General features: G+C 63.1%; 12 protein-coding genes and 4 pseudogenes. 14 read left to right on the forward strand and 2 right to left on the reverse strand.

Annotated features, from left to right (window positions below; genetic code table 11):
* Positions 1–106 precede the first annotated feature (106 nt).
* Positions 107–1012 carry an alpha/beta fold hydrolase gene (locus AU185_RS10360; RefSeq protein WP_059099544.1) on the forward strand — a complete coding sequence of 302 codons (906 nt, stop codon included), beginning with the start codon at positions 107–109 and terminating at the stop codon, positions 1010–1012.
* Between the two features lie 125 nt (positions 1013–1137).
* Positions 1138–2901, forward strand: coding sequence for an N-acyl-D-amino-acid deacylase family protein (locus tag AU185_RS10365; RefSeq protein ID WP_059099531.1), 1764 nt, complete (start codon positions 1138–1140; stop codon positions 2899–2901).
* Positions 2902–2912: 11 nt separating this feature from the next.
* On the opposite strand, the gene AU185_RS10370 is transcribed toward AU185_RS10365, so the two are convergent.
* The gene (locus tag AU185_RS10370; RefSeq protein WP_059099532.1) at positions 2913–3833 is read right to left on the reverse strand and encodes an alpha/beta hydrolase fold domain-containing protein; all 921 of its coding nucleotides are present in this window, start codon (positions 3831–3833) and stop codon (positions 2913–2915) included.
* Positions 3833–5425, reverse strand: a complete 1593-nt coding sequence (locus AU185_RS10375; protein ID WP_082683826.1) for an AMP-binding protein — start codon at positions 5423–5425, stop codon at positions 3833–3835. Before AU185_RS10375 ends, AU185_RS10370 begins: the two co-directional genes overlap by 1 nt.
* 340 nt (positions 5426–5765) lie before the next feature.
* Here AU185_RS10375 and AU185_RS10380 point away from each other — a divergent pair, with 340 nt between their 5' ends.
* The 12 genes and pseudogenes from AU185_RS10380 (at position 5766) to AU185_RS25790 (ending at position 17826) form a co-directional block, all read left to right on the forward strand.
* Entirely contained in the window at positions 5766–6443 is a 678-nt protein-coding gene (locus tag AU185_RS10380; protein ID WP_082683827.1) for an enoyl-CoA hydratase-related protein, read from the forward strand.
* A 203-nt stretch (positions 6444–6646) separates the two neighbouring features.
* Positions 6647–6970: pseudogene (locus AU185_RS25785) on the forward strand (Rieske 2Fe-2S domain-containing protein); the annotation flags it as partial.
* A gap of 149 nt (positions 6971–7119) precedes the next feature.
* Positions 7120–7698, forward strand: a complete 579-nt coding sequence (locus AU185_RS25585) for a hypothetical protein (protein WP_059099535.1) — start codon at positions 7120–7122, stop codon at positions 7696–7698.
* Between the two features lie 225 nt (positions 7699–7923).
* Positions 7924–9654 carry an AMP-binding protein gene (locus AU185_RS10390; RefSeq protein ID WP_082683830.1) on the forward strand — a complete coding sequence of 577 codons (1731 nt, stop codon included), beginning with the start codon at positions 7924–7926 and terminating at the stop codon, positions 9652–9654.
* The gene (locus AU185_RS10395; protein ID WP_059099536.1) at positions 9626–10816 is read left to right on the forward strand and encodes a thiolase family protein; all 1191 of its coding nucleotides are present in this window, start codon (positions 9626–9628) and stop codon (positions 10814–10816) included. Before AU185_RS10390 ends, AU185_RS10395 begins: the two co-directional genes overlap by 29 nt.
* Positions 10817–10819: 3 nt before the next feature.
* A pseudogene (locus AU185_RS10400) lies at positions 10820–11586 on the forward strand (SDR family NAD(P)-dependent oxidoreductase).
* Positions 11587–11991: 405 nt separating this feature from the next.
* A pseudogene (locus AU185_RS10405) lies at positions 11992–13223 on the forward strand (acyl-CoA dehydrogenase family protein).
* A 3-nt stretch (positions 13224–13226) separates the two neighbouring features.
* Positions 13227–14057 carry an enoyl-CoA hydratase/isomerase family protein gene (locus AU185_RS10410; RefSeq protein ID WP_082683831.1) on the forward strand — a complete coding sequence of 277 codons (831 nt, stop codon included), beginning with the start codon at positions 13227–13229 and terminating at the stop codon, positions 14055–14057.
* A 116-nt stretch (positions 14058–14173) separates the two neighbouring features.
* Positions 14174–14851, forward strand: a complete 678-nt coding sequence (locus tag AU185_RS10415; protein ID WP_059099538.1) for a TetR/AcrR family transcriptional regulator — start codon at positions 14174–14176, stop codon at positions 14849–14851.
* A gap of 391 nt (positions 14852–15242) precedes the next feature.
* A pseudogene (gene istA / locus AU185_RS10420) lies at positions 15243–16749 on the forward strand (IS21 family transposase).
* Positions 16746–17540: an IS21-like element IS1612/ISMav1 family helper ATPase IstB gene (gene istB / locus AU185_RS10425; protein WP_059099539.1), complete on the forward strand. Its 795-nt coding sequence runs from the start codon at positions 16746–16748 to the stop codon at positions 17538–17540. The pseudogene istA and the gene istB overlap by 4 nt, the downstream one beginning before the upstream one ends.
* Positions 17541–17595: 55 nt before the next feature.
* Positions 17596–17826, forward strand: coding sequence for an acyl-CoA thioesterase domain-containing protein (locus AU185_RS25790; RefSeq protein WP_353612196.1), 231 nt, complete (start codon positions 17596–17598; stop codon positions 17824–17826).
* The last annotated feature ends 56 nt before the right edge of the window (positions 17827–17882 follow it).

Here is a 17882-nt window from a genome sequence, read left to right on the forward strand (position 1 = left end):
ACTCGCGTGGCTTCGTGTCTGCGGTGGATGAGCGCTGTTGTATGCTACTCGCCCCGCGGAGGCGCAGCATGAAATGAAGCGCCGCCGATACGCGAAGGATCGGGCGATGACTGAACCCCGCTGGATCGACGTGCATGCCCCAGAGGTGGAGCTTAAGGCCCTGACCTGGGGACCGTCTGATGCCCCGATTGCGTTGTGCCTGCACGGATTCCCCGACACCGCCTACGGCTGGCGCAAAATTGCCCCTCGACTGGCCCAGTCGGGCTGGCGGGTGGTGGCGCCGTTCATGCGGGGCTACGCGCCGTCATCGATTCCTTCCGACGGCAGTTATCACGTCGGGGCGCTGATGGACGATGCGCTACGGGCGCGTCTGGCGGGCGGTGGCACCGACCGCGATGTAGTGATTGGCCACGACTGGGGAGGGTTCACGGCAACCGGCTTGGCCGCCATGCCGCACAGTCCATTCGCCAAGGCGGTGATCATGTCGGTGCCGCTGCGGGCGGCGTTTCGTCCGCTGGGGCGCGTCGCGGACCCGGGCAGGCTGCTTCGTGACCTTCCACGTCAATTGTTGCGCGTGTGGTACAGCATGTACTTCCAATTGCCTTGGCTGCCATATCGTTCAGGCTCGTGGATGGTGCCGCTGCTGTGGCGGCGCTGGTCACCGGACTTTGACGCCGAGGAGGATTTGCGCCATGTCGATGCCGCGATCGGGCAGCCGGAGAACTGGCGCGCGGCATTGGGGCCGTACCGGGCGACGCTGCGCAACACGCGGCCACCCGCACGCTACGCTGAGCTGCACCGGCATTGGACCTCGGCGCCAAAGCTACCGACCCTGTATTTGCACGGCCATGACGACGGCGCTGCCATACCGACTGTTGCGCACTGGAACGAGAAAGTGCTTCCGGCCGGCAGCGATGTGGCCGTCCTCGAGAAGGCCGGTCATTTCCTGCAGCTCGACCAGCCGGAAACGGTTGCCGAGCTGATACTGCGATTCATCGGCTCGGCCGACTAGGCCCGGCACTACAAACCCCGTAGTGCCCGATGGGTGGGTACTGGTCGAACGTTCGATGTGTTAGCGTTGTCACATGGGGCTCTGCGTATTGCGATCCTCAGCCGTTGAGTTAGGAGGGAGCAACAATGCTCGACGTCGTGATCAAGGGCGGAACAGTGGTCGACGGCTGCGGAGGGCGTCCACGCACCGCCGACATCGGTATACAGGGCGGTCGGATCGCAGAAATCGGCAAGCTCACCGAGGCGGCACACCGGGTGATCGACGCCGAGGGAGCCGTCGTGACACCGGGGTGGGTTGACTCCCACACACACTACGACGGGCAAGTCACCTGGGACGATGCGCTCGAGGGCTCTGCCGCCAACGGCGTCACAACCGTCGTGATGGGCAATTGCGGCGTCGGTTTTGCCCCCGTCCCCGAGGGCGGCGAAGTGGCGCTCATCGACCTGATGGAGGGTGTCGAGGACATCCCCGGAACCGCATTATTCGAGGGGATGCCATGGGGGCAATGGGAGACCTTCCCCGAGTACCTCGAGTTTCTCGACGGCCGTCGCTGGACTAGCGACGTCACCGCGCAGATCGCGCATGGTCCAATGCGCTTTTATGTCATGCGTGATCGAGCGGTCTCCCGCGAGGCGGCCACCGCGGACGAGATCGCACAGATGGCTCGCCTTGCCGAGCAGGCTGTGCGGGCCGGCGCGGCGGGGTTCTCCACATCGCGAATCATGGGACATCGCGCCATGTCCGGCGAGCCGGTGCCCGGGACATTCGCCCATGAAGACGAACTCTCGGCGATCGCCGCGGGGCTGCAGGCCGGTGGCGGCGCAGTGTTGCAAGCTATTCCAGCCGGAGGAATCGGCGAAATCGGAGGGGGGCTCGAGCCCGAACATTCGTCGTTGTTGTCAGAGATAGAACTCTTCGCTCGGCTGTCGCAAAATCACGGGCTGCCCATTGTCTTCACGACCCTCCAGAACAACGATGCCCCGGGGCGGTGGCGCGAGGTGTTGGAGGCCGTAAGTACGGCGAACGCGAACGGGGCCCACCTGGCGCCGATGGTCGCCCCGCGCGGGGTGACAGTTCTGACAACACTGACCGGCTACCACCGCTTCATGCAACGCCCCACCTATATGAAGCTCGCAGAACTGCCTCACGGTCAACTTGTTGACGAGCTTCGCCGCAGCGATGTCAAGGCCGCAATCCTTGCCGAGCCGGATGTTCCGAACCCAGACGCCGGTGCCATGGACAACATCATGACCGGCATATGGGAGGGTCTGCTGCCACTGACTTTCCCGATGGCCGATCCAGTGGACTACGAACCGCCACTAGACCAGTCACTGGCCGCTCTGGCGGCCCGGGAGAACCGCGACCCGATCGAATTCCTCTACGACTTTCTGCTGCAGGACGACGGCATGGCCGTCGCGATGCTACTGGGTGCCAACTATGTCGAAGGCAACCTTGAGGCCTGCCGGGAGATGCTGGCGGATCCCAACACCGTCACCGGGTTGTCCGACGCGGGTGCACACGTGAACTTCATTTGCGACATGTCGAGTCCGACATTTACTCTCACTCACTGGGTGCGCGACAGGCAGCGCGGCGAGCGGTTGCCGATCGAGTTGGTTGTTGAGAAGTACACGCGTGTCCCCGCGCAGCTGTTCGGCTTATCCGACCGCGGCTCACTGGAAGTGGGAAAGCGAGCCGACGTCAACGTCATCGATCTCGACAATCTGCGAATCCACCGGCCTGTGCTGCGCCGCGACCTTCCGGCAGGGGGCTCTCGCTACCTGCAGTCATCCAGCGGCTATGTGGCTACCTTCGTGGCAGGTGAGCTGACGCGCGAAGACGATCGCGATACAGGTGCCCGGCCGGGCCGACTGGCCCGACCGGCTCGGTAGAACGACTCGGGTTACCCGTTCAGCACCTGACGGATCTGGGCCAACGCCTCGGCGGCGCGGCGACCGGGCAGGAACATCCACACGTGCATAGCACCCTGGGTTTCGTACCAGCCGATGTCGAGTCCCTCGGCGATCGCGCGTTTATGGAAGTCCCGGGCATCGGGGTTGAGCACGTCATGTGTCCCGGTGAACACCGTCAGCCGCGGCAGTCCGGTCAGCGGTCCGGCACCCGGGCTGACCAAGGGCATGTCGAGGGGATCACCGCCGGCATAGCGAATTCCCGCGGCACGCAGGTGGTCGACGTTGAGCAACGGATCGATCTTGGCGACCGCCGGTACGTCGGGGTGGGGGAGTGCGATGTGCATCCACGGGCAGAGCAGCACAGCATCACTTGGCTGCGGTAGATCGGCGTCGCGAATTGCATGACACAGGGCCAACGCCATCGCGCCGCCGGCCGAATCACCCATAAACGCAATCGAACTCGGGTCACGGTCTTCCAGCAGCCGGCGGTACACCTGCATAAGAAACGGGAAAACTTCGCGGTAGGTGTACTCGGGCGCGAGCGGGTAGATCGGCACAGTCATCGTGCGGCGCAGGATGTTGGCCAAGTCGGCGATCGCCGGCCAGTGGATATGCGGAAACAGGTCGCGTACGTAGGCACCGCCGTGCAGATACAGCAGGTGACCATTGAGCGGTCCCGGTTCCGCCCGGCGCGGGCTGACCTCGTACACCGGGCGACCGTCGAGATCCGAGCGCTCGACATGGATTTTCTTCAGCACCCGTTTGGACGGCCAGCCCGAGTAAGGCGGTCGTGGGTGCGCAGCCCAGCGCTCGAGCATCGCGGGATGCAAGACCCAGTGCCGCACCCCCGTGAAGCGGAGCAACCGCTGAGTGACGTTAGGCGCGAGCGTCCTACCCTCGATGTCCTCCATCAGCGACAGTCGCGGCTGTGCGCCGGTTGATCGCGGTGGGTCCGCTCGAGTCCGGTCCGGGTCACCCGGTAACCCTCTGCTTTCCTATCCCATGTCGTCGGACCGTTGCCGCGAGCTCTCAGCAGGTACTTCTGTACCCGCTGGGTCGGGGTCTTGGGTAGCTCATCGATGACTTCGAAAAACCGCGGCACCATGAAGTACGTCATCCGATCTGTCAGGAACTTGAGCAATGCGGCAAAGTCCATCTCGGTGTGGCCGACCGGAACGACAAACACCTTCACCTCATCGTCACCGCCGTACTCGCCGGGCTGGGCTACGCATGCCACTTCGGAAACGCCGGGGTATGCGAGCACCTCGCGTTCAACTTCGCAACTCGAGATGTTCTCGCCACGCCGACGCAGCACGTCCTTGTACCGGTCATGGAAGAAGTAGTGGCCGTCCTCATCGACGCGCAGCGCGTCGCCGGTGTGAATCCAGCCGTTGCGTGCCGTTCGGATTGTGGCTTCCGGATCCCCCCAGTAGCCTTGGGACTGCACCCACCGTGCATCGGCGCGTGCGATCAACTCTCCGACCTCGCCTCTTGGCACTTGACAGTCCTGATCGTCGACGATGCGGACCTCGAATCCCAGCCGGGCTTGGCCGCAGCTTCCGGGCCGCGGTGGGGCCGATAAGGTGCTGACGAGCACTAGGTTGGCTTCCGTGGAGCCGTAGGCGGTACATAGTCCGTCGAGACCGAATCGCTCAACGAAGCAGGCAGGATCGGGCGGTAGTGGGGCGCACAACATGAACCGTATCGAATGCTCGCGTTCCGCTCCCGACCGAGGTTGCGACTGCAGGAACTGCGCCACCGTACCGGGCGCAATCGCGAAGGTAACGCCGAGAGCTTGCGCTGTTGGCCAGTATTCGGTCAGTGCGGGCGCAGCGCGCACTGCGACCTTCCCGCCAACTCGCATCATCTGTACTGCCGGTGCGAACGCGGACAGATGAAACCACGGCATGTCCGCGAGGAACACGTCGTCACAATTGAGTCCGCAACCATCGACGAGCCAGGCAGCAAGGTTGCACACGTAAGCGTGGGTGGTGATCGACGCCTTGGATGGGCCGGTGGTGCCTGAGGTCATAAGCAAGCAATGCGTGTCGGACGGCTTCGCCGGGGGGTCCAGTTCGTCGATGGAAGCCACGAGCTCACACAGTTCGGAGGGGTCCAACACCAGCTCGTGTTCGCTGTCGTTAAGTCGTTCAGCCACGTTTGCCTCGGCTACGATGACCTTCGGCCTGATCGTGTTGCATACGTCTGTGAGCAATTGGCCTTTGTAGGCAGGATTAACCGCGGCCATGATGCCGCCAAGAAGGGCCGTACCCCACCAGGCGCGCAGCCAGGCTCCGCCATTAGGCACGAGGAGCATCACTACATCTCCTCGACCGACACCTCGGGCGGCGAATGCCGTTGCGGCCCCGGATGCTTCCTTCAGACAGCGTTGCCAAGTCCAGCGGGCGCCGTCTTCCAGGACAATGAAATCGCGATCAGGCCAAAGCGCCGCGCCACGGCGAAGCAGGGCATCGACAGTGGCAGGAATCTGGCCAGCGGTCATTGCCCATGGCTTTCTACGTACGCGCACCGAGCCGGCTGTGTTCGACGGTCACGTGATCCATCAAAACTGACTCCCTCGCGCTATGAGCAGGCGGACAAGCGTGCGGTCGGGCCGCAATCACGGCGACAACGTTGCGGGTAGCCACCAACGAGCGCATAGTGATCGAACGTTCGGGCGGCTAGCCTAGCTGTCGACGCAGGCTAGTTCAAGGCGGGCGGGCGGAACGAATCGCCCTCGACCTCGGTAGGGCGTCGTTCGCGCTCGACGGTTTTGAATCGACAGGAGCGCCCGCAATGCAGCCTGCGGCCGGCCGACTCAACCGAATGTGAGGAAAATTGTCATGACAAACGGTGAAGCCGAACCGAACGTGCTCGTCGAACGCAACGGCGCCGCATTGTGGATCACGCTAAATCGTCCCGCGGCGCTGAATTCCGCGAATGCGGACATGCTGCGGACGGGAGATTCCAGCGGCGGCGACACGCTCACAGCTGCCAACCGAGCCATCCTGGCGATCAGGGAGATCGCCAAGCCGGTCGTGGCGGCAGTAAACGGGTTAGCTGCCGGTGTCGGCGTGTCACTCGCCGCAGCATGTGACGTGGGGGTGGCCGCGGAAGGCGCATACTTCCTTCTGGCCTTGACAAACATCGGGCTCATGCCGGATGGCGGCGCCACGGTGTTACTTCCTGCGGCAGTGGGCCGTGCGAGGGCCCTTCGCATGGCTTTGCTAACGGAGCGTATTGGCGCCACGGAAGCTGCCGAATGGGGCCTGGTAAGCCACGTCAGCAAAGCCGAGACATTTCAAACCGATGTCGACGGGTTGATCGACCGTTTGTCGGCCGGTCCGCCGCTGGCTTACGCAGAAACCAAGCGCGCCATCAACTCTGCGACGATCGACGACATCGCAGGCGCCATGGACCGCGAGACGGCGGGCCAGAAGCGACTGGTGCGAAGCCACGACTTCCGTGAAGGCGTTGCGGCGCTTAGAGAGAAACGGCCACCATCCTTCTTGGGGCGCTGATCGTATCGCCAGCCTGTCCGGCGGGGATCACCCATGCGGACCGGCATCCGACTTTAAGGCTGTTCCGTCGACAGAAGTCTGATACCATAGCTAGATAATCGAACGTTCGCTCAGCTCTCTTGCGCGATTGGTGGGCCGGCCTGCTGGCCGTCGGTGCGGTCGCCGAAACCTACTCCAAGATACGAACTGAAGGAAGTGAAGCGATGGGCACAGGAGCAAGAAACCGCAACGGGTTTCCAAGTTCCAAGTTTCCCGAGGGATGGTTCCCCGTGTCATGGAGCCACGACCTGGCGCCAGGTGACGTCAGGCGCCTAACCTATTTCGATCGTGAGCTGGTGCTCTGGCGTGGAGCCGGTGGCCAGGCTTACGTGCAAGATGCGTACTGCCTCCACCTCGGGGCGCACCGCGGCGTTGGTGGATGGGTCGTCGGCGACGATCTCGCATGCCCATGGCATGGCTGGGAATGGCGGGGCGACGGGCACAACAGCCGAATCCCGTATTCCGCTGAAGGATGCAAGCCGAACCTGAAAATCCGCACCTATCCGGTGCGTGAATTCTGCGGCGCGATCGTCGTCTGGTATTCAGAGGACCCGGAGAAGCAACCGACCTGGGAGCCGCCGGTGATACCGGAGTACGGGCGCGCCGACTTCTTCGACATGCATCCGGGAGTTCCATCGTGCACCGCACGAAGACTCACGTTCAGATGCCGATCGAGAACGCCGTCGATCCCGCGCACATCGCTTACATCCACGGTGCCGGAGAGATCCCGAAGCAGGTCAGCTTCCGTTCCGAGGGGCATTGGTTCCAATCGATCGTCTCGGTCGTCTACGGTGCCGGCAAGGAACGCACGGAGTTCACGCCTGACGGTCCGGTCGAGGCTTTGGTCGAGATGAACACGTACGGCATCGGGCTCTCGCTCATCCGCTGGACCGAGCCGATTCCGACCATTCAGTTCACTGGCTTCACCACAGTGGACGGCGAGTACATCGACTACTACTTCGGTCAGTGTTCGCAGCAACCGGAAGGCGCCGACCGGACGAAGCCCGAAGGGCCCGGGGTCACATTCATCAAGGTGCAGCAGACGGTCATTGAGCAAGACTTCCCTATCTGGGCGAACATGACCTACCTTCAACGCCCACACTTCGCTGCAGAAGAAGCCAAGGCTTACTCGGCGATGCGTCGTTGGGCTGCTCAGTTCTACCCGGCCGAGGACCACGACAAGATGATCGCCTTAGCCGGTCATTCACAGGATTAGCCGGTCGTCACAGGCTATGTCGTCTCATGCATCAACCACCCGCTGGAAGCCGTCCCCATGTGAAGCCCAGGCGACGTCGACCAGTGGCCGGTGTTGCCCTCCGACTTCGGCACACCGGCACCCGCCGATCGTTGTGCAACCACCAAAGTCATTCCGGCTCACCCGAACCGAACAAGTTCCGATGTGCCGAATGAACGGAATCGTGTCGAACCAGATCTTGCGCCGATGACCAATGACCTGAACATCGGTGCACTGATCCGGGCTGTCGCAGCTAAGGTTCCGGATAGAACCGCCGTGCTCCAGGGCGGCAAATCGTTGACGTACGCAAAGCTCATCGACAGATCTTCGAGGTTGGCAGCATTCCTCAACGAGCGCGGCATCGGTCACTTCGTAGACCGCTCGGCGTTGAGCGGTCACGAGGCGGGACAACACCTCCTGGCGCAGTATCTTCACAACGGAGCGCACTTCGTCGAGGGCCTGGTGGGCTCATTTCTCGGAAGAGCTGCGCCGTTCAACGTCAACTATCGGTACACGGCTGATGAGTTGCGTTATCTGCTGCTTGATGCATCTCCTTCCGTGATTCAGTTTCATGCTGCTTTCGCCCCGGCGCTGAGTAAGGTCCTGCCTGACCTGACAGGTATCAAGACGCTGCTGCAAGTAGCTGACGGAAGCGGTCATCCTCTGCTGCCCGGAGCGATCGACTACGAAGAGGCGCTGGCATCAGTGTCACCGGTGGCACACGACGAGCTCTCGCCCGATGACCTTTACGTCATCTACACCGGAGGCACCACGGGAATGCCGAAGGGTGTGCTGTGGCGCCAGGGCGACGTGGCGGTCGCCACGCTCGGATTGCGAAACCGGCGCACGGGGCGCGAATGGATTGATCTCAATGAAAGCCTCGAGGCGATTCGTAGCGAGCCGATCCGCGTATTGCCGTGTGCGCCGATGATGCACGGCGCAGCGCAGTGGGCGGCGCTGCAGGCCATTTGCGAAGGCAACACGGTTGTATTCCCACAGCGCGCACAAAACTTCGCCGCCGCGGACGTGTTGACAACGGTAGAGAAACACCGCGTCGGCGTGATCACGTTCGTGGGCGACGCATTCGGATGGCCGCTCGTGCAGGAACTGGAGCACACGCACTACGATGTGTCGTCGCTCCGCGTAATCGTCTCGGGCGGCGCTGCGCTGCACGCAAACTGCAAGCGGCGCCTGATCGAGCTCATGCCCGGCGTTCGCGTGATCGAGAACATCGGGTCCTCCGAATCCGGCATCCTCGGTAGTCGGCTAAGTGTCGACGACGCCTCAGCCGCGGACGTCACCTTCACCCCCGACGAGTCGATGAGAGTGGTCGCCGAAGACCGCACCCGCTTCCTCGAAGCGGGGCATCAGGGCGTTGGGTGGCTTGCACGCTCCGGTCGAATCCCGCTGGGATATCTCGGCGACGCTGACAAGACCGCGCGCACGTTCCCCGTCGTCGACGGTATCCGATTGACCATTCCAGGCGATCGCGCGCGACTACTCGCCGACGGCCAAGTTCAACTCCTCGGGCGAGACTCGTTGACCATCAACACAGGTGGAGAAAAGGTCTTCGTCGAAGAGGTCGAGGCCGTGCTCAAGGACCATCCCGACGTCGTCGACGCACTGGTCTGCGGTCGACCGAGCGAGCGATGGGGATCCGAGGTCGCTGCCGTCGTGGTGGCTCCAAATGGCATCGATGAGACTGAGCTCATTGGCTTCTGCCGTCGCCGGCTGGCCCGCTACAAAGCTCCCAAAGTTGTCCACGTGGTTCCCAGCATCGTCCACAGCGATACCGGCAAGCCCGACTACAAGTGGGCTGTGCGCATGGTTAGCGAACTGGAAGCCGCTTCTCACCGGACCGAAGCAGCGGAACCGCTGGTGACTGGTAATCCAAGGAAGGAAGCAATCAATGAGAAGTTCATCAGCGGTGATCGTTGACGCGATCCGCACGCCAGGCGGGAGGCGCCACGGAAATCTGTCGGGCTGGCATCCCGTCGACCTCGCAGCAGAGGTGCTCAATGGGCTCGTCGTGCGGAATCGATTGGATCCGGAGCTGATTGACGACGTCATCATGGGCTGCGTAACGCAGGTAGGGCATCAGGCCTTCAACATCGGTCGCAGCAGTGTTCTGGCTGCAGGACTGCCGGAGAGCATTCCAGCCACCACGATCGATCGTCAGTGTGGATCGTCGCAGCAGGCCGTGCACTTCGCGGCGCAAGGGGTGATGGCCGGCGCTTACGACATCGCGGTAGCCGCCGGAGTGGAGGTCATGAGTACGACCCCGATGGGTGCCTCGAACACGCCTGGGGGATATGTGTACGGGCCAGCGGTGCGCAAGCGCTACAAGCCTGCCGGCGGACTTGTTCCGCAGGGAATCTCGGCGGAGATCATCGCCGACAGGTGGAATCTCTCTCGTGAGCAACTCGACGAGTACGGGGCACGCAGTCAGCAGCGAGCGGCGCGTGCGCGCGACGAAGGACGGTTCGACAACGAGATCCTGCCGCTGCCGGCCAAGCGGCGCCACAAGGAAACCGGCGAGGTGACCGAAGGTGACGTCGTCGATTCCGACGAAGGCATACGACCGGAAACCACGGTTGAATCCCTGGCAACGCTCAAGCCGTCGTTCAAGGAGGGCGGCAAGATCACCGCAGGCACATCCAGCCAAATCTGTGACGGCGCAGCGGCGGTACTCATCGCCAGCGAAGAAGCGGCGGAGCGGCTTAACCTCGAGGCACTGGCGCGGGTCCACACCTTTGCTCTCGCCGGTGTGGATCCGGTGTCCATGCTGACTGGACCCATCCCTGCCACCGAAAAGGCCTTGAAGAAGGCCGGTTTGACGGCTGCCGACATCGACGTCTTCGAGGTGAATGAAGCATTCGCGTCAGTAGTGCTCGCCTGGGAGAAGGAAGTGCATCCCGACATGGATCGGGTCAACGTCAACGGCGGCGCCATCGCGCTGGGCCATCCGCTAGGTGCATCGGGCGCGAAGCTGATGGCCACCATGCTGAACGAGCTCAAGCGCAGCGGCGGTCGCTACGGCTTGCAAACCATGTGCGAAGGCGGCGGTCTCGCCAACGCCACGATCATCGAACGGATCTGAGACATGAATATCGACGGTGTAGCCGCGATCGTCACCGGTGGCGCCTCCGGCCTCGGTGCGGCCACCGCCAAAGCGCTCGCAGAGCACGGCGCCAGGGTCGTGATCTCGACCGACAGGAAGACCTAGGCCGCAAGGTGGCCGCCGAGTTGGGCGGAAGCTTCGCTCACGCCGATGTCAGCGATGAAGCGCAGGTACAGGCCGCAGTCGACGCAGCGGTCGAACTCGGCCCGCTATGCGTGCTGGTCAACTGTGCCGGTCTCGGTCCGGCGGCCAGAATCGTGGACCGCGAGGGGACCCCGATTCCGCTCAAGAAGTTCGAGTTCGTCGTCCGAGTCAACCTGATCGGTAGCTACAACTGCGCTCGCCTTGCTGCCGCCGCCATGACGCGTTCGGAACCGCTCGACGACGGTGCCAGGGGGGTAATCTTGTACACGGCGTCGGTCGCGGCATTCGACGGACAGATCGGTCAGACACCGTACTCGGCCGCCAAGGGTGGAGTGGTTGCGATGACTCTGCCGATGGCCCGTGACCTGGCTCTACACGGCATTCGGGTGAACACCATAGCGCCAGGCCTTATTGACACCCCCATCTACGGTCAAGGGGAGAAGGCCGACGCATTCAAGGCCAGACTTGGCGCAAGTGTTGGCTTTCCGCCACGACTCGGCTTCGATCACGAGTTCGCCTCCATGGCGATGGAACTGATCACCAACAGCTACCTGAACGGCGAGGTGGTCCGTCTCGACGGTGCCGTTCGTCTTCCGCCTCGATGAATCGCGAATCAGGGGAGGGAGAATGACAGATGAGGTAATGGTCGAATACAGTGACGGCACGCTGCTGATCACCATCGATGGTCAATCCGCGCGGAAAGCGATCGACACTGCGCTCAGCAATGGTCTGCTCGCTGCCGTTGACCGCCGGAACACAGAAAGCACCGCTTGGCGTGAGCGCGTCGCGTCAATTCGTGCGCTATGCCCATGGTCGCGGAGACGACTTCTACTCGTATCAAGCGCCTCTGATCAAGGAGGTGCTCAGGTCGGCGGACGCCCAGGAGGGCCACGTGCCGTCGCCGAGACGTGTGGACCGCAGTGCAGCGGCGCACAGTCGGCCGCGGAACCAAGGCATCATTCGCAGCCGAGAAGGGACTCGCGATGCTTTGTTGGTCAGATGAACAATTGATGTACCGCGCTGCGGTCCGCCGCTTCGTGGAAACGGTGGTCGCCCCGCAGCGGGAGGCGATCGAATTCGACGGCGTTCCACCTTTCGATATCCTCCGAAAGTTCTACGCAGACTTCGGTGTTGGCGAGAGCGCGATGGAACGCTTCGAGGCGACGCTGGCTGGTGAGAGGCCGCCGCGCAACGCGAGCGAGAAGCTCATTCCGCTTCTGGAGTTCTCCCGGCACTCACCCGGCCTGGTGACCGCGCTTGGTGCCAGCATCGACTTGACGGCAGGAGCCATCCTGCGGACAGGTAACGACGAACAGAAGCGCCGCTGGGTTCCAGATCTACTGACACTGACTAAGGTTGGCGCCTGGGCAATCACCGAGCCGGAATCGGGCTCAGATGCGTTCGGTGCGATGCGCGCTACCGCCCGACCGACCGACGGCGGGTGGTTGCTCAGTGGGAGCAAGACATTCATCAGCAACGCGCCGAACGTCGACACTATTGTGTTCATCTGCAAGCTCGACGATGAGACGCCGCCGGCTAAGCGCAAGATCATGACGTTCGTGCTCGACAAGGGGATGCCTGGGCTTTGGCAGAGCGGACCCCTGCGCAAGATGGGATTGCACTCCTCGCCGACCGGTGAACTCCAGCTGAATGACGTCTTCGTCACCCTGGATAGATTGCTGCGGGGGACGGGCAAGGATGGCCATTCCGGCAAGTCCGGGGAGTCATCGGACTCCGGACCCAAGGCAACCTTTGCGATGGAGCGGGCAAGCATGGCTGCCAACGCGCTGGGGATAATCGAGCGCTGCCTTGAATTGTGCACCGAGTACGTGCGGACCCGCGTTCAGTTCGGCACGCCGATCGGTGACTACCAGCTGATCCAACTGAAGTTGGCCAAATGGAAGTTGCGCGTCTCAATACCGAACACATGCTGCTGCAGTACATCGCGATGTCGGATGCGGGGATTCGCCCCACGCTCGCAGAGGCGTCCGCCATCAAGCTGCACACAGCGCAGGCGGCGATGGAGGTCGCCCTCGAAGCGGTTCAGATATTCGGGGGCAACGGTTACATGGCCGAGAACAACGTCGAGCAGCTCTGTCGTGACGCCAAGGTTCTGCAGATCTTCGGCGGGACCGATGAAATCCAGGTGCGGACGATCGCCCGCAGCCTCCTCGCGGGAGCGAAGAGATCGCGTTCGCCCAGACGCCTCGGTGGCAGCAATCGACCAGAAGTGAGGGTGTAGACGATGTCGCGCATGTTCAGCACACTTAGCATGGAAACCGCTTCCGACGGAGTGATGACACTCACCTTCGACAGACCCGAACGGGCGAACGCGGTCAACAGCGCCATGCACAACGAAATCCTTGCCTTCTTGCGCTGGATACCAGAACAGCGTGACATTGGTGCAGTCGTGATCACCGGGTCAGGCCGCTTTTTCTGCGCAGGCGGGGACACCGAGCTCATTCAGCAAACCCGTGATGCGGACCCATGGTCGACAGCGCGAGCGATGGGTGATGTGAGCAAGATCGTGCGCGAATTCCTGGAAGTTCCACAGCCGGTCATCGCGGCCGTCAATGGTGCGGCCGTCGGCCTCGGTGCCACCCTGGCATTGCTAAGCGATGTCGTCATCATGGCCGATACCGCAACTATGTCCGACCCTCACGTCCGGATGGGCATCGCTGCAGGAGACGGCGGCACCGCGATATGGCCTGCGCTGATCGGACCAGCACGGGCCAAGGAATTCCTACTGACGGGTGATCCGGTCGATGCGTCGACGGCAGAGCGAATTGGACTGGTCAATCGAGTCGTTCCCACAGCCTCTGTCCTTGCCGAGGCCCGCTCCCTAGCCGCGCGCCTATCGGCTGGCCCGCGCCAAGCGATTGCGTACACCAAGCGGGCCATCAACGCTGCTCAAGCGAGGGACGCAGTGCTCAACGTGATGTTGTCCGCGTCGTTGGAGGCGCAGACGATGAAGGAACCTGACGTAGTCGAGGGGATGGCGGCTTTCCACGAACGACGCGCACCCGAATGGCCCAGCGCGGCGGCGACCGTCGCCGTGAACTCTGTAATCTCATGATTTATAGGACGATCGTTCGTTCTGGGATGAGATGATGTTGCGATGGCGCAACTTCGTCACAAGACGCATATCGCGGAGGGGCCGCAGTCTCGCCACGTCGACGACCAGGGAAAGCGATGAAACAGCGCGACGCGGCGGCCGACGGCTTTGGAGGCTCGCGTACCACGGCGCGAGCGCTCAAGAACAATCCCGCTGGGCTTGGCACCTTACGGGATGTTGCTCGTCGCGAGTTCGTGGAGCGTGGCTATCACGCTGTCTCAATCCGCGACATCGCCAGAGAAGCTGCGCTCAGCTTTTCTGTGCTATACCACTACTACGCGAGTAAGCAAGAGCTGCTCTATGGCGTGTTGAATGAGGCGATCGACAGTTTCCACGACATTTTGGCTCGTCATTCGGCATCCGATGAAAGGGCAGGGGACGATCCGGTCGATAGGTTCTTGATTCTCATCGAGAGCTTGGTCGAATACCGCGCAAACCGCCGTGTTGACAGCCTGTTGTTTATTCGAGAGATCCGCAATCTCGAGCCTGAATATGCCGAGCGGCTATCGGATCGACGGGCCGCCGTCGCGGGATTGCTCGATGAGGTTATTGCGCAAGGAGTAAAGACCGGCGCGTTCAAGACACCGTATCCCGACGACGCGCGCCGGACGCTCATCGCCGCGTTGAATGCGATCGCCGAGTGGTACCGCCCAGCCGGGAACATAACTGTAGACATGCTCGTGTCCCGGTACTTGCGCATTGCGTTAGCAATCGTCGAATACGACGGCGACCTCGATATAAAGCCCTCGGCCTAGTCCGCGGATACGCGGGCCCGAAAATGTTAGGCCACGGCGCGATTGACCCCGATATCAAAGGCTAGTCAGCTCGCCGCCCAGATACTGGGCATATTCGAGCTCGACCGCGTCGGTTCCGAACGCTCATGGCGTTCACGAAACACCGACCCGCGCCGCGGCCGGATGTTCGGCGGAACGACCTTGGCATTGACCCTTGCGGCGGCGCGCGAAACCGTCGGCGCATGCCCATGGCCATGAGAAAGTCCCCGTTTGTGGCCAGTAGGAAGTCCCCACTGGTGGCCATGTAGAAGTCCCCACTCCTTTGCGGGCTCGCGTGTCATTTCCGGGAGCTGTGGGCCTGGGCGGTGACGGTGATAGCGCCAACTGTCACCACACCGCCCAGGGAGCTCTATTGAAGTCTGCAAGGGAGCGTATGAACATCATTTCTGCGTATCGCCAGGTCGGGTCGTATCGCGGCGCGGCTGAGCTGTGCGGCACCACCCATAAGACGGTCAAGCGGGTCATCGAGCGGGCCGAGGCCGGCGGGCCGCCGCCGCGCGAACCACGACCACGCAATGTCGATGCGTTCACCGACCTGGTCGCGACTCGGGTGGAGAAGTCGAAGGGCAAGATGTCGGCGAAGCGGATGTTGCCGATTGCCCGGGCGGCCGGCTATCAGGGCTCGGCACGCAACTTTCGCCGGTTGGTGGCCGAGCAGAAAGTGTTGTGGCGCAACGCTAACCGGCATCAGCGCCGTCCGGCGGTGTGGTCACCGGGTGAGTATCTGGTGATGGACTGGGCCCAAGCCGCACCGGGCTTGATGGTGTTCTGCGCGGTGCTGGCGTATTCACGGTGGCGGTTCGTGCGCTTCGCCGCTGACGAGAAGGCCTCCACCACGCTGGCGATGATCGCCGAGGCCCTCGAGGCGATCGGCGGGGTGCCGGCCAAGATCCTGGCCGACCGGATGGGCTGCCTCAAAGGCGGCGTGGTCGCCAATGTCGTTGTCCCGACACCCGGATTACGTGCGGTTCGCCTCCCATTACGGGTTCGACCCAGACTTCTGCCACGGTGCCGATCCCCAATCGAAGGGCATCGTCGAGCATCTGTGCGGCTACGCCCAAGACGACCTGGCCATCCCGCTGCTCACCGAAACCGCCCTGGCCGGCGAAACGGTTGATCTGCGTGCCCTTAACAGCCATGCCGCATCGTGGTGCACCGAAGTCAACGCCGCGGTGCATGCCGAGATCTGCGCAGTGCCCAATGTGCGGCTGGTGGAGGAACGCACGGTGCTGACGGCTCTGCCGTCGCTGCGGCCCGCGATCGGCGCCGGGTCAGTGCGCCGCAAGGTCGACAGCCTGTCATGTATCCGCTACGGCTCAGCTCGCTACTCGGTGCCCAAACGCCTCGTCGGCACCACCGTGGCCGTCGTCGTGGATCACGGCGCGTTGATCCTGCTGGAACCGGCGACCGGGGTGATCGTCGCCGAGCACGAACTGGTCAGCCCGGGCGAGACCTCGATTCTCGATGAACACTACGACGGACCCCGCCCCGCACCCTCGCGTGGGCCACGCCCGAAAACCCAAGCAGAGAAACAGTTCTGCGCTCTCGGTGTCGAAGCGCAGCAGTTCCTCGTCGGCGCCGCCGCGATCGGCAACACCCGACTGAAATCCGAGATCGACACCCTGCTCGGACTCGGCGCCGCCCACGGCGAACAAGTCTTGGTCGACGCCCTGCGCCGAGCGGTGGCGTTTCGGCGGTTCCGCGCTGCCGACGTGCGCTCCATCCTGGCCGCCGGCACCGGCACTCCACAACCCCGCCCCGCCGGCGACGCCCTGGTCCTCGACCTGCCCACCGCCGAGACACGATCCCTGGACGCCTACAAGATCGTTGGCACGTCGACCAACGGAACGGCGTCGTGACCGCCACCAAACCGGTGGCTCCGGCCTCGGTGGCGCCGCTGGCCGCTGATCTCGACGCTGCGCTGCGGCGGCTGAAGTTGGCCACCGTGCGCCGCAACGCCGCCGAGGTGTTGCAGGTGGCCAAGACCCAACGCTGGACCCCCGAAGAGATCCTGCGGACCTTGGTCGAGGCCGAGATCGCCGCCCGCGATGCCTCCAACACAGCCAACCGCCTCAAGGCCGCGGCGTTCCCGGTCGCCAAGACCCTCGACGGGTTCGACGTGTCAGGGTCCTCGGTCACCCAAGCAACGTTCGACTACCTGTCGAGTCTGGAATGGGTTCGGGCGCAACATAATCTAGCTGTGGTCGGTCCGCCCGGGACGGGCAAGAGTCACCTGCTCATCGGCTGCGGGCACGCCGCCGTGCACGCCGGATTCAAAGTCCGCTACTTCACCGCGGCTGACCTCATCGAGGTGCTCTACCGCGGGCTGGCCGACAACACCGTCGGCAAAATCATCGACACCCTGCTCCGCGCCGACCTCGTCATACTGGACGAAATCGGCTTCGCCCCGCTCGATGACACCGGCACCCAACTGTTGTTCCGGCTCGTGGCCGCCGGCTATGAGCGTCGCTCTTTGGCTGTCGCCTCACATTGGCCCTTTGAGCAATGGGGACGCTTCCTGCCCGAACACACCACCGCCGCCAGCATCCTCGACCGCTTGTTGCACCACGCCACCATCGTCGTCACCTCCGGCGAGTCCTACCGGATGCGCCACGCCGACCACAAGAAGGGAGCCGCCAAGACGAGTTAGCCAACTACCCGCAACGGAGTGGGGACTTTCCCTGGCCACCAGCGGCGACTTCTACTTGGCCATTGACAGCGCATCAAGCCTCCGCGCGAGTAGTCTCACGGTGCACTTCCTCAGGCCGGCCGATGGCGGACAGTTATGCGACTTCGCAGTGGAGCGCCTCTACGACGGACGCGCGGCGTCAACGCGCGGGGTGACGGCAGTTCAAGAAGGTGAATCGGTCGCGATTGGGACGTTAGCGTTCCGCGCTGCGATGGACACGTGGGCATGGCGTGTTCCCAGTGAATGAGTCCAACCAGTTTTAGAGTCCTGTGGCCCGATGTCGGGCCAGAAGGGACGATGAAA

Origin of the sequence: Mycobacterium sp. GA-0227b, assembly GCF_001499855.1 — a bacterium.
GTDB lineage: Bacteria > Actinomycetota > Actinomycetes > Mycobacteriales > Mycobacteriaceae > Mycobacterium.